The sequence below is a fragment of the Candidatus Dormiibacterota bacterium genome, assembly GCA_035544955.1.
Taxonomy (GTDB): Bacteria; Chloroflexota; Dormibacteria; order CF-121; family CF-121; genus CF-13.
In genome coordinates, this window is record DASZZN010000036.1 from 1 (window position 1) to 13,998 (window position 13,998).

At 65.1% G+C, this 13,998-nt stretch carries 14 protein-coding genes; 8 read left to right on the forward strand and 6 right to left on the reverse strand.

What is annotated here, in order from left to right; genetic code table 11:
- The first annotated feature begins 186 nt into the window (after positions 1–186).
- Complete coding sequence (locus tag VHK65_13240; protein ID HVS07110.1) at positions 187–627, forward strand: hypothetical protein; 441 nt, start codon at positions 187–189, stop codon at positions 625–627.
- Here VHK65_13240 and VHK65_13245 read toward each other — a convergent pair.
- Both VHK65_13245 and VHK65_13250 read right to left on the reverse strand, forming a co-directional pair.
- Positions 624–3,374, reverse strand: a complete 2,751-nt coding sequence (locus VHK65_13245) for an EAL domain-containing protein (protein HVS07111.1) — start codon at positions 3,372–3,374, stop codon at positions 624–626. The two genes, VHK65_13240 and VHK65_13245, sit on opposite strands and share 4 nt — an antisense overlap.
- 275 nt (positions 3,375–3,649) lie before the next feature.
- Positions 3,650–3,844 (reverse strand): cold shock domain-containing protein, encoded by a 195-nt coding sequence (locus VHK65_13250; GenBank protein HVS07112.1) that lies wholly within the window; start codon positions 3,842–3,844, stop codon positions 3,650–3,652.
- 162 nt (positions 3,845–4,006) lie between these two features.
- Between VHK65_13250 and VHK65_13255 the strand changes: the two genes are divergently transcribed.
- Positions 4,007–4,642, forward strand: a complete 636-nt coding sequence (locus VHK65_13255) for a LysE family translocator (GenBank protein HVS07113.1) — start codon at positions 4,007–4,009, stop codon at positions 4,640–4,642.
- A 26-nt stretch (positions 4,643–4,668) separates the two neighbouring features.
- On the opposite strand, the gene VHK65_13260 is transcribed toward VHK65_13255, so the two are convergent.
- Positions 4,669–5,121: a DUF2269 family protein gene (locus tag VHK65_13260; protein HVS07114.1), complete on the reverse strand. Its 453-nt coding sequence runs from the start codon at positions 5,119–5,121 to the stop codon at positions 4,669–4,671.
- Positions 5,122–5,375: 254 nt separating this feature from the next.
- Here VHK65_13260 and VHK65_13265 point away from each other — a divergent pair, with 254 nt between their 5' ends.
- Entirely contained in the window at positions 5,376–5,579 is a 204-nt protein-coding gene (locus VHK65_13265) for a cold shock domain-containing protein (GenBank protein ID HVS07115.1), read from the forward strand.
- 71 nt (positions 5,580–5,650) lie between these two features.
- Here the strand turns inward: VHK65_13265 and VHK65_13270 are convergent, their stop codons facing one another.
- A complete protein-coding gene (locus VHK65_13270; GenBank protein HVS07116.1) occupies positions 5,651–6,631 on the reverse strand; it encodes a GDP-mannose 4,6-dehydratase in 981 nt (326 codons plus the stop codon).
- Positions 6,632–6,712: 81 nt separating this feature from the next.
- Here VHK65_13270 and VHK65_13275 point away from each other — a divergent pair, with 81 nt between their 5' ends.
- From VHK65_13275 to VHK65_13295, 5 genes are read left to right on the forward strand one after another with little or no spacing between them, the layout of a single operon-like run.
- Positions 6,713–8,008 (forward strand): UDP-glucose/GDP-mannose dehydrogenase family protein, encoded by a 1,296-nt coding sequence (locus VHK65_13275; GenBank protein ID HVS07117.1) that lies wholly within the window; start codon positions 6,713–6,715, stop codon positions 8,006–8,008.
- 1 nt (position 8,009) lies between these two features.
- A complete protein-coding gene (locus VHK65_13280; protein HVS07118.1) occupies positions 8,010–8,948 on the forward strand; it encodes a UDP-glucuronic acid decarboxylase family protein in 939 nt (312 codons plus the stop codon).
- A gap of 53 nt (positions 8,949–9,001) precedes the next feature.
- Entirely contained in the window at positions 9,002–10,276 is a 1,275-nt protein-coding gene (locus VHK65_13285; GenBank protein ID HVS07119.1) for a hypothetical protein, read from the forward strand.
- A 57-nt stretch (positions 10,277–10,333) separates the two neighbouring features.
- Positions 10,334–11,365 carry a hypothetical protein gene (locus tag VHK65_13290; protein ID HVS07120.1) on the forward strand — a complete coding sequence of 344 codons (1,032 nt, stop codon included), beginning with the start codon at positions 10,334–10,336 and terminating at the stop codon, positions 11,363–11,365.
- Between the two features lie 23 nt (positions 11,366–11,388).
- A complete protein-coding gene (locus tag VHK65_13295) occupies positions 11,389–11,649 on the forward strand; it encodes a hypothetical protein (protein HVS07121.1) in 261 nt (86 codons plus the stop codon).
- 177 nt (positions 11,650–11,826) lie between these two features.
- Here the strand turns inward: VHK65_13295 and rpoD (VHK65_13300) are convergent, their stop codons facing one another.
- Together rpoD (VHK65_13300) and rpoD (VHK65_13305) are read right to left on the reverse strand one after the other, a co-directional pair.
- The gene (gene rpoD, locus VHK65_13300) at positions 11,827–12,918 is read right to left on the reverse strand and encodes an RNA polymerase sigma factor RpoD (GenBank protein HVS07122.1); all 1,092 of its coding nucleotides are present in this window, start codon (positions 12,916–12,918) and stop codon (positions 11,827–11,829) included.
- Between the two features lie 18 nt (positions 12,919–12,936).
- Positions 12,937–13,998, reverse strand: coding sequence for an RNA polymerase sigma factor RpoD (gene rpoD / locus VHK65_13305; GenBank protein ID HVS07123.1), 1,062 nt, complete (start codon positions 13,996–13,998; stop codon positions 12,937–12,939).

Consider the following 13,998-nt stretch of genomic DNA (forward strand, 5'->3'; position numbering starts at 1 on the left):
CCACCCTCCCCGAACGTCTCAAACGCTCGCTTGGCACTAACCTCTCAAACGCTCGTACGGCACTAAAGCGCCACTCGCGTGGGGCGAGGCCCCGAGCGCCGCTCGCGTGGGCCGACGGGCCCGGCAAGCCGGGGAGGGAAAATGTCTCGCCGGGAACTTTTTCCGATATCCGTCGTCTTGAGGAACATGAAGCGGCTGCTGGTTCTCGTCGCCCTCGCGCTGACGGCTTGCGGAACGGCGCAGGGCCCGCAAAGCCATGGGGGCGCGGTCCAAGATCAGGTCAGCCTGATTGACGCGCTCCGCAAGACCGTCACCGTCGACATCTCGGGCACAGTCTCGCAGCCGTTCCTCAACCCGCAGTCAGGGACGACCGTCCGCCTCAGCGGCGGCCCATTGACCATCCCGGCCGACCTGCAGCTGTTTGAATACGGGTCGGCTTCGGCGGCCAGCGCGGATGCGAATCGCATCCGCCGCGATGGCAGCGGAACGGCGACCACGCAGATCAGCTGGGTCGCACCGCCCCATTTCTTCCTCAAGGGGCGCGTCTTGGCCCTGTACGTCGGGGGCGATGCCGCCGTTGTGAGTCTCCTGACCAGCGTTCTCGGAACGCAGTTCGCGGGACGCTAGCTTGCGCGCTCGAGCCGGAAGGTCGGGAGGATGAGTCCCCCATCGCCGCCGCATGCGGCGAGCAGCCGCTCAACACCCGCAGCCGGCAGGGGACGCGAGAGGTAGTAGCCCTGCCCGGCCAGGCAGCCCATTTCCCGCAGCGCGGCGAGCTGATCGGCGCGCTCGATCCCGTCCGCGATCGTGATCATGCCCAGCTTGTTGCCCAGCTCGATGACCGCCTGGGCGACGGTGGCGTCGGTCGAGCTGGTGGTCATTCGAGCGACGAATGAATGATCCAGCTTGACGATGTCCACCGGCAGGTCACGCAGCGAGCTCAACGGCGCCGCGTGTGCGCCGAAGTCATCCAGCGCGACACTCACCCCGCGTTCGTGCAGCTCGAGCAGCCGCGATACCGTCGCTCTGCCCTCCAGCGTCGCGCCCTCCGTCAGTTCCAGGATGAGCCGCTCGGGTGGAAAGACGGCCGCGATGCAGGCGTTGGTGACGTCAGCCACGAGGTCGGCCTCCACCAGCCCGTGCTGGCTGATGTTGACACTGATCTGCAGCGCCGGCTCCACCGGATAGGTGAGCTGCCAGTGCTTTCCGTCGGCGCAGGCCTGTCCCAGCACCCACCGTTGCAGGGCGCTGATTATCCCCGTCTCCTCGGCCAGGCCGAGGAAGTCGCCGGGCGACAGCAACCCGCGGCGCGGATGATTCCACCGCACCAAGGCCTCGAAGCCGATGATCGTCCCATCGCCCAGCCGGACCGTCGGCTGGTAGTGGAGCACGAACTGCCGCCGCTCGAGCGCGTGACCCAGGTCCGACTCCAGCTCCATCCGATCGCTGACCGCGGCGTGCTGCTTCGGCTCGTATCGCTCGTACCTCCCTTTCCCGCGCGTCTTGGCAGCATTGAGAGCGAGGTCGGCATTGCGCATCAAATTCTCGGCCGTATCCTCGAGCGCCCCCTGCGCGACGATCCCAATGCTGAGGCGCATGACCATCTCGCGCTCCTCCACCTTGAAGGGAGCGCGGAAGTGCTGGAAGATGCGCTCCGCGAGGTGGGACGGCTGATCGTCGTTGAGAACGGTTTTCATCAAGATCCCGAACTCATCCGCGCCGATGCGCGCCACGACATCGCCCGCCGACACGATCTTTCCCAGGCGCCCCCCCACCATGCCCAGGACGTCGTCGCCGGCGCGGTGCCCGAGGGCATCGTTGACCAGCTTGAAGTCGTCGATGTCGAGGGCCAGCACGGCGATCGCACGTCCGGGTGCGCTTCGCTCGAGCGCCTCGTCGATGAGCTTGCGGAAGGCCATCCGGTTGGGCAGGTTCGTCACCGGGTCGTGGGCGCCCAGGTAGGCAAGGCGATCTTCCATCTCCTTGCGGTCGGTGACGTCGCGGATGTTCAAGACCAGGGCCTGTGAACTCGAACGGTGCAGCAGGTTCGTGATCGTGACCTCGCAGTGGGTCCAGCTCCCCAGCTTGTGCCGGAACCGGCAGTCCACCGCAACCGGGAGCGCCGACGCCGTCAGCGCCTTCTTCAGGCCGCCGGCGAACCCGGCCTGGTCGTCTGGATGCAACAGCGTGCTAAACGGTTGGCCCACCAGCTCGGTCGAGGTATAGGCGAAGAAGCGGTCGATCGACGTACTGACGAAGCGAACCACACCATCGGCATCGGCGAGGACCACGACGTCACCCGAGTTCTGCACCAGCGATCGAAAATGCTCCTCGCTGTCCCGCAACGCGGCCGTTTGCAGTGCCACCTTCTGGCTGAGGGTCTGGTTGTCCGCGATGACGATGAACTGGCGGACGATGACCAGCGCGACGACCACCATCAGGTCCCAGAGCAGCAGCGCCTCCGGCGGTCCGCTGACATTCTTGAGCACGGCGATCACGGCGGCCACCGACACCGGGACATAGGGAAGCACGATCGTCCAGCGGGCGGGCGGCCGATCGTCAGCCCGGGTTGCTGACCCGGCCAGCAGGGCGGCTCGAACTCCGCCGAGCGCCATCAAGAGAAAGCCGGCGACCCAGCCCGTCGCCATGATGGCGGGCGGAGCGTCTCCGGTCACGTTCGTCAGGTACACGGAAGCGCTGTCCGCCAGCAGGTTGGCGAAGATCCCGGTCATCACCAGCAGCAAGGGAAGGCGACCGGCGCCCGCGGTCCGACCCACGAGCAGCAGGGCCATGACCGCCATCACGATGTCGCTGATCGGATAGGCCAGGCCCGTCACGGCGGACGGCCCGACGCCAGTGTGGGCGTGGAAGACGCTCCCCAGCACGGTCGCCCAGCTGATCAGGACCAGGGCCCCGCTAAGGATTGCGCCGTCCAGCAGAAAGGCGAGTCGGGAGGCGGGCCGGTGACGCCCGGGGAACACCGCGATGCCAGCGACCGCGAGCGGCACGGCCGCGAGATGGCCGATGTCCGTGAGTGGCGGGTAGCGGAGCTGCTGTCCAATGAATTCGAAATAGGCGCCCACGCCCTCGCCCGTTGCCCAGGCCAGCGCCCCGGTCCCCAGCAACACCCATGCGAACCGCGAACGGCCGGAATGACGCGTGGCGGCGACCATGCAGGCCACCGCCGCGATCAGCGCGGCGCCAGCTTCCCCGAAGCGGCGGACGGCATCGCTCGCGAGGTCGCCATCGGGCCGCAGCGCCATCCACGCCCCAAAGCCAATCGTTAGCAGGGCAGCAAGGGCCGAGGCCACGAGGAAGTCACGGTTGGCGTGCTGAGCACCGTAGGGTCGCAGCAGGCGATGGCGTGCAGGCATGGATTGGGCCGAGCTCCTTCGGTGTGACGATCCTGTGAAGCAGTTCCTTCCGCCCCGCGCGTCACCACTCGGTGACTGCCGGGAATAGAAGGCGCCGGCTACCTAGGTGGCGGCGGGAATCGCCCCGTCGTTTGCGGGTGGAGGGGCAGAAAAAAACCCCCACCCTTCCTCCCTCCCCCGCATGCCGGGCCCGTCGGCCCACGCGAGCGGCGCTTTAGTGCCAAGCGAGCGTTTGAGACGTTCGGGGAGGATCGGGTGGGGGCTTGGTCTTCTAGTTAGACCTCGGCGCGAACGTTGGTCGCTCGCGGACCCTTGGCACTGGGCTCAGTCGTAAAACTGACCTTGGCGCCGGTATCCAAACGATCGAAATCAACGCTGCCGCTGCGGTGGAAGAAGTAGTCGTTGCCGTCTTCCGCGGTGATAAACCCGAATCCGCGCTCGGCGACGAGCTTCTTGATGGTTCCAGACATTTGGTGTGGACCTCCTTTCCCGAACGTACTGCCTCGCGCTGTCGAGGCCTGTTCGAGCGGGGCCCACGGCGAGCGCACCCCGGACGGATGCACCCTGTCTTCTACCCCGACAACCATCAGTTGAAACTCGCTTTAGGATTTCCCCGGGGCTACAGTCGACTGATGATCACGAATTTCCCCGCATTTGTCGGCATCGCCCTCCTGGTGATCCTCTCGCCTGGCCCGGACACGGCGCTCACGATTCGGAACACGCTCGTCGGCGGCCGCGCCGGGGGGATTGCGACCGCCGCGGGTGTGGTCAGCGGCCTGGCCGCTTGGACCGTCGCCTCCAGTGCGGGGTTGGCCGCCCTCCTGGTCGCGTCGCAACCCCTCTTTCTGGCGATTCGGTTGATCGGCGCTGCCTACCTTATCTTTCTCGGGCTGCAGGCCTTACGGGCTGCCATCTTCCAGCGCCCGCGGCAAGCGGATGGGACGACCGTCGCCCCCCGGGCGCGGCTGCGGCGGATGGTCGCCTACCGGCAGGGGCTGCTCAGCAACCTGAGCAATCCCAAGATCGTCGTCTTCTTCCTCAGCCTGTTTCCCCAGTTCGTGACCCGCGGCCAGGGCGCCTTCGTCAGCCTCCTCCTGCTGGGGCTGATCTTCTGCTCAATCACGCTCGCGTGGCTGACGCTCTACGCGATCGTGGTGGCACGCATCGGCGACTTCCTTCGGCGCGATCGGGTCCGGCGGGCTCTCGAGGCGACCACCGGGCTGGTCCTGGTCGGCCTTGGCTTGAGGCTCGCGACCGAACGGCGCTGATCACGAGCCGTCGCCAGCGCTTACGGTTACGGGAACGGCTTGACAACCATCATGAAGACGATGAGGAGCACGATCACGACGCTGATGATGCCGTACAGTCGCGCCTGGCCCTCAACCTGCCGGTAGGCTGGCGATGATGCGCCTTCTGCCTCGAGCAGCTGGATCTGCCGGTTCGTGACCCGTGAGTAGAAGCCCACGGCGACAACGATCAGGATGACGAAGAGGATCAGTGCGAAAACGATCCAACCCTTGAAGCCCCACTGCCCCACGGCGACGAGGGTTAGGCCGGTTATCAACAAGAGTCCGTAGGCGGGGTTCGCCACCCGGTTATCGATGAACTTGATCCCTCGCAGCGCGAAGGACAGGTGCTGCGGTTCCATCGCGCCCCGCGCGTTCCAGGCCGCATAGGTGATGTTGCTCCCGACGGCGGTGATCGCCAGCAGGACATGAACGAACTTCAGCAGGCTGTACCAGCTCATGATTCCCTCCCTGACTTCGTCTCCGGCCAGTATCCAGCCTCGGCCCCCACCCTGCCCTCCCCCAAAAGGGGAGGGAATAGCCTAGGCGACTCACGCTCGGCCTCCGCCAGAGGGCCCTTTCCCCCTTTCCGAGCGGTGTGCTAAAGTACAGCCGTTCGCCCGGCCTTCGGGTGATCTCGCGTGCGGCCGGCATTCTTCTCTCTCGAACAGGGCCGATGCGTTCAATTCGGTGTTCGAGAGGAGGAGAACGGGCAATGCCAAAAGGCACCGTAAAGAAAATCGTGTCCGACCGCGGATTTGGGTTCATCGCCGCCGATGATGGCAAGGAATACTTCTTCCATCAGAGTGGCGTGGACACCTCGCTGAACTTCGACAGCCTGCGCGGTGGCGAGGCCGTCAGCTTCGACATCGAGCAGAGCCAGAAGGGACCGCGGGCGAATCACGTCCGCGCCGCCTAGCCGGAGCTCGACGTTCGACAGGGGCGCCCTGCGGGGCGCCCTTTTTTTGTGGGATCTGTTGGAAGCTGGTTCTAGGAGGCTATCGCGGAGTCGCGCTGCCGCCACCACACCTCGTTCCGTCGGTACCAATCCACTGTCAGGCGGATCCCGTCGGCGAACGTGATCTGCGGGTCCCAGCCAAGCGGCCGCATCCTTTTCGTGTCCATCGCGTACGACCGGTCAGGTCCGTCCTTCGAGAGGCGCTTGAGGGAGGAGGGCTTGCCGCAGCTCTCGAAGATCGCGTCGGCCAGCTGGCTGTTGCTGACCTGGACCCCGGCTCCGATGTTGTAGACGTTTCCCGGCTCGCCCTTCCACAACACACGCGCGATTCCCGCCACCTGGTCATCGACATGGAGGTAGTCCCGAGTCGCCGAGCCGTGGCCGTCGACGACGACGGGGTGGCCGGTTAGCGCGCTCGTGATTTGGCTGGCAACCGGCTGGGTCACCGGCTGCCGTGGGCCATAGGCCGCGGCACCGCGCGTGATCAGGACCGGGACGCCATAGCCGGCGTAATAGGCGCTGGCCAGGGTCTCGGCGGCGGCCCTTGCCCCGGCCGCCAGAGTTCGCGGGGCGGTCCGATCTACCTCCCGGCTGGGCGCCGACTTGAGGGGCCCGTAGACCTCGCCGGAACTGACCAGCAGAAACCGCTGGTGTTGGAATTTGCGGGCCGCATCGAGCAGCACGGCCGTTCCCTCGATATCCGTACGGGCGAGCGCCGGCCCGTCCGACGCGCTACTCTCGGTGAACTCCTCGCTGGCAACGTTGACGATGGCGTCGGCCGCCTCCGCCAGCCGGTCGACCATCGCCCGATCCCGGACATCGCCCCTGACCAGTTTGAACCGCCGGTCATCGGCGAGGTCGGCCAGGTCCGCCCCGGCACCCGGCCGGCGGACGGCGTCCAGGACGGTGATCAGGATCTCAGGGTCGGCGCGGAGCCGGTCACGCACGAACGTCGACCCGAGGAACCCGGCGCCACCAGCGACCAGGAGGTGGCGGATCCGGAGCTTGCCCACTGCGGGAAAAACGTCGGCGTATCCTCGATCTTGTCCCTCGGGGCCTCCTTCGCGAACCTCCTTCGTTACACTCTCGAAGACATGAGCGCCATCGCGGTTATTGGCACCGGCTACGTTGGATTGACCACCGCCGTCTGCCTGGCGAAGCTGGGTCACCAGGTGGTCGGCGTCGACATCGACGAGGCCAAAGTGGCGCGGCTCCGTTCCGGCGAGCCGACGATCTACGAGCCCGGCCTCGCCGACTTGATGACCGAGACCCTGAAGGGTGGCGGGCTGGTATTTACCAGCGACTACAACGCTGGCATCCCGCACGCCGATTTCGTCTTCATCGCGGTCGGCACGCCGCCGGGCCGTCGGGGCGAGGCCGATCTCGTCTACGTCAAGCAGGCGGCCAAGGCCATCGCGGGCGCGATGAAAAAGACGGTGGTCATCGTCAACAAGAGCACCGTGCCGATTGGAACGGGAAATATCGTCGCCCGGATCGTGGGCGAAAATCTGGGGGACGAGATCCCCTTCAATGTCGTCTCCAACCCCGAGTTTCTTCGTGAAGGCAGTGCCATCCACGACTTCATGCATCCGGATCGGCTGGTCTTTGGCTCCCATGATGAGGGAGCCGCTCGATCGGTCGCCGCCCTCTACAGCAAGCTCGACACCAAGATCCTGATCACGGATCTCCACACCGCCGAGATGATCAAGTACGCGTCGAACGCCTTCCTCGCCACCCGCATCTCCTTCATCAACGAGATGGCCCGCATCTGTGAGCGCGTTGACGCCGATGTCAAGGTGGTCTCCGAGGGGATGGGCATGGACCGCCGCATCGGTCCGCTCTTTCTCGACGCGGGCATCGGCTACGGCGGCTCCTGCTTCCCCAAGGACGTCAAGGCCCTGGCCCGGATGGCCGAGACGATGGGCTACCACCCCGAGCTGCTCGACGCCGTGATGGAGATCAATCTGGACCAGCGGACGCTCGTTGTCGAGAAGCTGCGCGAAGTGCTCGGCGGACTGCGTGGCCAGGTGATCGGCATCCTTGGCCTCGCCTACAAACCGAATACCGACGACGTGCGGGAGGCGCCCGCGATCGATGTCATCGAGAACCTATTGCAGAAAGGGGCCGAGGTCCGCGCCTACGATCCCAAGGCGATGCCTGTCCTGAAGGCCCAGATGAACTCGATCCAGTACTGCAAAGACCCCTATGCCGTGGCGGCGGGCGCCGATGCCTTACTGATCGTGACCGAGTGGGATGAGTTTCGCCAGCTCGACCTCGATCGCATCAAGGGTCTGATGCGACGTCCCGTGATCGTCGACGGCCGCAACATCTTCGACCCGAAGACCATGCGGGATCGCGGCTTCGTCTACCGCGGCGTCGGCCGCTCCTAAGTTGCGTGCGGTCGTCACCGGCGGGGCAGGCTTCCTGGGGTCGCACCTTTGCGAGCGGCTGCTGGCCGACGGGTGGAAGGTCGTCTGCGTCGACAACCTGGTTACCGGCGCAGCTCACAACATTGCGCCCCTCCGCCACCACGCGTCGTTCGAGTTTCTCCAGCACAACGTCAGTGAGCCGCTTTACGTCGAAGGCCCGCTGGACGCAGTGCTGCACTTCGCCTCACCCGCCTCACCGATCGACTACGCCGACCATCCGATTGCGACCTTGAAGGTCGGCACCCTCGGCACCCATAACATGCTGGGGCTGGCGCGGGCTAAGGGTTCGGTCTTCTTCCTGGCCTCCACCTCTGAGGTCTACGGCGACCCCATGGTTCATCCTCAGCCCGAAACCTACTGGGGGAACGTCAACCCGGTCGGCCCGCGCGCAGTCTATGACGAGGCCAAGCGAGCGTCGGAAGCCTTCACGATGGCGTATCACCGCGCCCACGGGATGGACACCCGCATCGTGCGCATCTTCAATACGTACGGGCCTCGTATCCGAATCGACGATGGGCGCGCGGTCCCTAACTTCTTGACCCAAGCGCTGCGCAACCAACCCCTGACGGTCTATGGCGATGGCTCGCAGACCCGCAGCCTCTGCTACGTCGAGGACCTCATCGAGGGCATCGTGCGCCTGCTGGCGACTGACTACGCGCAGCCCGTCAACCTTGGGACCGACCACGAGGTCACGATGCTCCAGCTCGCCACCCGCATCCGGGACTTGAGCGGCAGCTCGAGTCAGGTCGTGTTTAAGCCACTCCCTGAAGACGATCCAAAGCAGCGCCGCCCCGATTTGACCCGCGCCCGCGAGCTCCTCGGCTGGGAACCGCGAACGTCGCTCGACGCCGGCCTCGTCAAGACGATCGCCTACTTCCGCGAACGCCTGGCCAAGGCCTAGCCCTCAGGGAACCGATCCGGGCCCCCAGATGTATAGGGTCTGGAGGTGTGCCGATGAGCCGTCGCCTGATCGTCCTCGTGATCCTCACCGTTTCCATCCTGGCCGCCTGCGGCCGCATCAGTTCCAGCCACCCGGCTGCCGGCGGATACCGGATCTTCCTCGAGAGTGGCTTCTCGAACAATGTTGAGACCGTAAAGGTGCTCGATTCGGGAACCGGGACCGTGGAACGCGAGCTGCCGCTCGGGACCCCGGCTCCCGACTGGTCCCGTTACTACACGGTCAGCCAGCTTTCAGGAGGCGCGCGACTCATGGCGCTCGATCCCGCATCCGGAAGCACGCTGGCTCAGGTGACCGTTCCGGCCGGGTACTCGCTTCCCAACATCGCGTTCCAGGGCCCGACCGCGGGAATCTCGCCAAACGGCCAGTGGCTCACCCTGACCAGCCAGGGTCAAGCCAGCGGCGCGATCACGACCTACTTCCTGGTGGGCTCGAGCTCGCTCACCGATTCATTCAAAAGCATCCAGGTCAACGGCGACTTCGTCTTCGACGCGCTCAGCAATGACGGCAAGAGCCTGTACCTGATCCAGAAGATGACGGATCCGAATCACTACCGGGTGCGACTCTACGACGTCGCCGCGGGATCGCTCACGTCTCAAGTCATCGCTGACAAGCGTGAGGCCAACGAACCGATGAACGGCATCCGCGGCGACAGCGCCGCCGACGCGACGGGCAACTATGTCTACACGGTCTACCTCCGCCAGGCCGGGCCGTTCATTCACGCGCTACCCCTCGGTCAGCAGTTCGCCTGGTGTATCGATCTGCCGTCCAAGGCTCCGAACGACATGGAGAAGCAGTTCCATTGGGCGCTTGCGGTCAGCCGCGACGGCGCCTCCGTCTACGCCGCCAATGCCTCCCTCGGAACGGTGGCGGTGATGGCGACCGGACAACCGCCCAAGATCGTGCATACGGCTTCCGTCGCCTCTAATCCCCCTCCCCCTCAGGGCGAGGGTCAGGGTGGGGGTGTGATCAGTGCCGACGCCAAGGGACCGCGTATCGGTGGGGCTGCGCTCTCGGCCGACGGCCGCACGCTCTACGCCGTCGCGGATCACGGCCTGGTCGCCATCGACACGACGACGCTCAAGGTTCGTGCCCGCTACCTCGAGTCATATCAGCCCGAAACCATGCGGCTGAGCTCCGACGGCAAGTGGCTCTACGCTGCCGAGTCCGGGAACAGCAAGCTCTGGCAGATCGATCCAATCACCGGAGCGGTCGCCGAAGTGAAAGGCGCGTTAAACCCCTGGGCGCTGTTGTGGGCACAGCCTCAGTAGAGTCAAGAACCGCTACGATACGACCCAGCCGTGAAGAGGGGTCTTTACGTTTCGGCTGTGTTGGTGCTTGTCCTGATGAGCGCCTGCGGTCGGCAGGCATCAAACGCCGGCATTAAGCCCGCATCGCCATCCGCATCGGCCAACCCGACCGCCACGCCGACCCAGGGCCCGAGCCAGGCCAGCACGACGACCGCTACACCGGCGCCACAAGGCCTCACGTGCAAGCTACCGGTCGTTACCCAAAACGATGCCGGCTGGGTCACCTTCCCGGGCGGTCGCTACCAGCCCGACCCGAAGGCCAACGTCAGCCTGCCGCACGGCCCTTCGGGTTTCCCACTGTCGAAGAGCTACGACAAGGCGGTCGAGCGTTGGGTACCGGTAACGCGCGATCAAATCTCTCCAGACGGCAAGCACTATGCCTACGCAGATTTACCGGCCGTCGATGCCAGTCCAATTCATGTTGTCGATCTGCCCTCCGGCGCCACGCATGCCTTCAATGCCGGGACACCCCCGACCGACAGCTCGTGGCTCGCCGTGGACTATGAGACGGAGGGCGTGTACCTCGAAGCGCAGCCCAACGGGCCGGCCGGATTGGTGGGCCTCTGGCTGCTCGATCCAGCCAATGGAAGCGTCCGCGCGATTGACACCACACATAGCTGGCAGTACATCAGCGGCGGCGGTGCGTGGGGCACGAGCGAGCCTTTAACGGGCCACGGTCCCGGCCCGGGTAGCCGGCTGCTGCGAATGGACCTCAAGACCGGGGCAATCGTGTCGTGGTACAAGCGCACGGACATCGAGTTCACGGTTGCCGGGGCTGACGGTTCGGGACATCCGATCCTTACGGTGTGGAAGTACCAGACCCCGCAACTCCTCCTGATCGGCGGCGCCAATTCCGCGACCATCCTCCTCACGGCGCCCGGGTCCGCGGTTCCCTCGCTGAGCAACTACATTCACCCGGTTACCGATGCCCGCGGCATCTGGCTTGGCGATGCCGCCGGCAGCATCTCGCTCTACACTCCAGCGACCGGCATCAAGAAGCTGGCACAGGTCGCCTCAGGGGACGTCGCGCCCGCGGGCGGCTGCCACTAGCCCCCACCCTGCCCTCCCCCCTAATGGCGCAGGTCTCCGGCAACACCGATCCGAATGCGGGGTTCAATGCCGCGTATGTGCAGATGGGCTACGGAGGCTCGGGCGGCGGCGCTGCCTGCTTCACCTACCTGTTCCACGATGCAACCGGCTGGCACCTCTATCCGCCCATCATCTGTGGTCAACAGGGCGGCCTCAACCCAATCCTCGGTTACGACGATCAGGTCCAGGTGACGGGCAGCTGCGCAAACATCCGCCAGCAGGCCAGCATCAGTGCAAGGTCGTAGCCTGCCTCACGAACGGAACGACCGTCCATATCGACACGACCCCGCCCCGATACGTCGACGGTCACATCTGGTGGAGCGTCAACAACGGGCAGGGGTTCATGGCCCACGACGTCCTAATTCGTTAGCAGGGACTCAGCCGAGCTCCCCCGCGAGCGGGGGACGGTAACAAACGTCTCCCTACTCGAGGTAGTCTTTCAGCTTCTTGCTGCGGCTCGGGTGGCGAAGCTTGCGCAGCGCCTTCGCCTCGATCTGACGGATTCGTTCGCGGGTGACACCGAGCCGCTGCCCCACTTCTTCCAGCGTTCGCTCATTGCCCTCCAAGAGTCCGAATCGAAGCTGCAATACCCGCCGCTCGCGCGCCGAGAGGGTGTCAAGAATGAGATCCACCTCGTTTCGCAACATCGTCAGGGCGGCCGCGTCAGCCGGCGAGGTCGCCTCCCCGTCCTGAACAAAGTCGCCCAGGTTCGAGTCGTCTTCTTCGCCGATGGGCGCCTCGAGGGAAACGGGGTTCTGCGATATCCGCTCGATTTCCCTGACCCGATCGGCGCTGATCTCCAACTCCCTGCCGATTTCCTCGTCGGTAGGCTCTCGCCCGAGGTCTTGCTGCAGCTGCCTTCTCGAGCGGCCCAGCTTGTTGATCAACTCGACCACATGGACGGGAACGCGGATGGTGCGCGCCTGATCGGCGATCGCCCGGGTGATCGCCTGCCGGATCCACCATGTCGCATAGGTTGAGAACTTGAAGCCGCGGTGGTAGTCGAACTTTTCGACCGCACGCATCAGACCGAGGTTGCCTTCCTGGATCAAGTCGAGCAGCGACATGCCGCGCCCGGCGTACTTCTTGGCGATGGCCACCACGAGGCGAAGGTTGGCTTCTGCCAGCCGATCTTTGGCGTCGACATCGCGAGCCTCGATCGCCTTTGCCAGGGTAACTTCCTGCTCGGCCTTGAGCAGAGCGAACTGGCCAATCTCTTTCAGGTACATCCGGACCGGATCGTCGATCGCAGCGGAGTCCATCTCCGCGGCCTCGGCCATCAGGTCGTCATCCAGCTCTGCACCTTGCAGATCCTTCTCGCCATCAGCGATTGGGATCCCCATTTGCTGGAAGACCTCGGAGACCTGAATCAGCTCCTCGGGATCAAGCTGTGCGCCGGACAAGCCGGCGAGGATGTCGTCCGGACTCAGGCGCCCCTGATCCTTGCCCTTGATGATCAAGGCCTCGGCGGCCAGGACGATCGGGTCGACGCCGCCATGCGGCTTCACGCCCACGCCTCCCCTGCTCTCTTCTTACTCGAGGTAGTCTTTCAGCTTCTTGCTGCGGCTCGGGTGCCGCAGTTTGCGCAGCGCCTTCGCCTCGATCTGGCGGATGCGCTCCCGGGTAACTCCGAACCTCTTCCCCACTTCTTCCAGCGTCCGCTGGTGCCCATCGATCAAGCCAAAGCGCAGCTGCAGCACGCGCCGCTCGCGCGGTGTCAGGGTGTCGAGGATGTCTTCCACCTCCGTCCGCAACATCGTCAGCGAGGCGGCATCCGAGGGCGAGGTCGCTTCCTTGTCCTCGACGAAATCGCCCAGGTGCGAATCCTCCTCTTCGCCGATCGGGGTTTCGAGCGAGACCGGGTCCTGCGAGACCTTCACGATCTCCCGCACTTTCTCGGCCGAGATGCCCATCTCGTCGCCGATCTCCTGGTCGGTGGGTTCGCGGCCCAGTTCCTGCAGCAGGCGGCGGGAGACCCGGACCAGCTTGTTGATCGTCTCCACCATGTGCACCGGAATGCGGATGGTGCGCGCCTGGTCGGCGATGGCGCGGGTGATCGCCTGCCGGATCCACCAGGTGGCGTAGGTCGAGAACTTGTATCCCTTGTGGTAATCGAACTTCTCGACCGCCCGGATCAGGCCCATGTTGCCTTCCTGGATCAAGTCGAGGAAGGACATGCCGCGGCCGATGTACTTCTTTGCGATCGAGACCACCAGCCGGAGGTTGGCCTCGGTCAGCTTGTGCTTGGCGTCGTCGTCGCCGGCCTCGATCGCCTTGGCCAGCGTCACCTCCTGCTCCGCCTTGAGCAGTGCCACCCGCCCAATCTCCTTGAGATACATCCGGACCGGGTCATCGAGCGAGACCGAGTCCATCGCTTCGATCGTGGCAATCAGGTCATCGTCGATCTCGACGACTTCCTCTAAGTCCTTCTCGCCGTCCGAGACCTCGATCCCCATGTCCCGGAACACGTTGAAGATCCGGAACAGCTGGTCAGGGTCGAGCTCGACGTCGGGGAAGCCCGCGAGGATGTCGTCGGGGCTGAGGAATCCCTGTTCCTTACCTTTGACAATCAGGGCCTCGGCGGCCAGGACCAT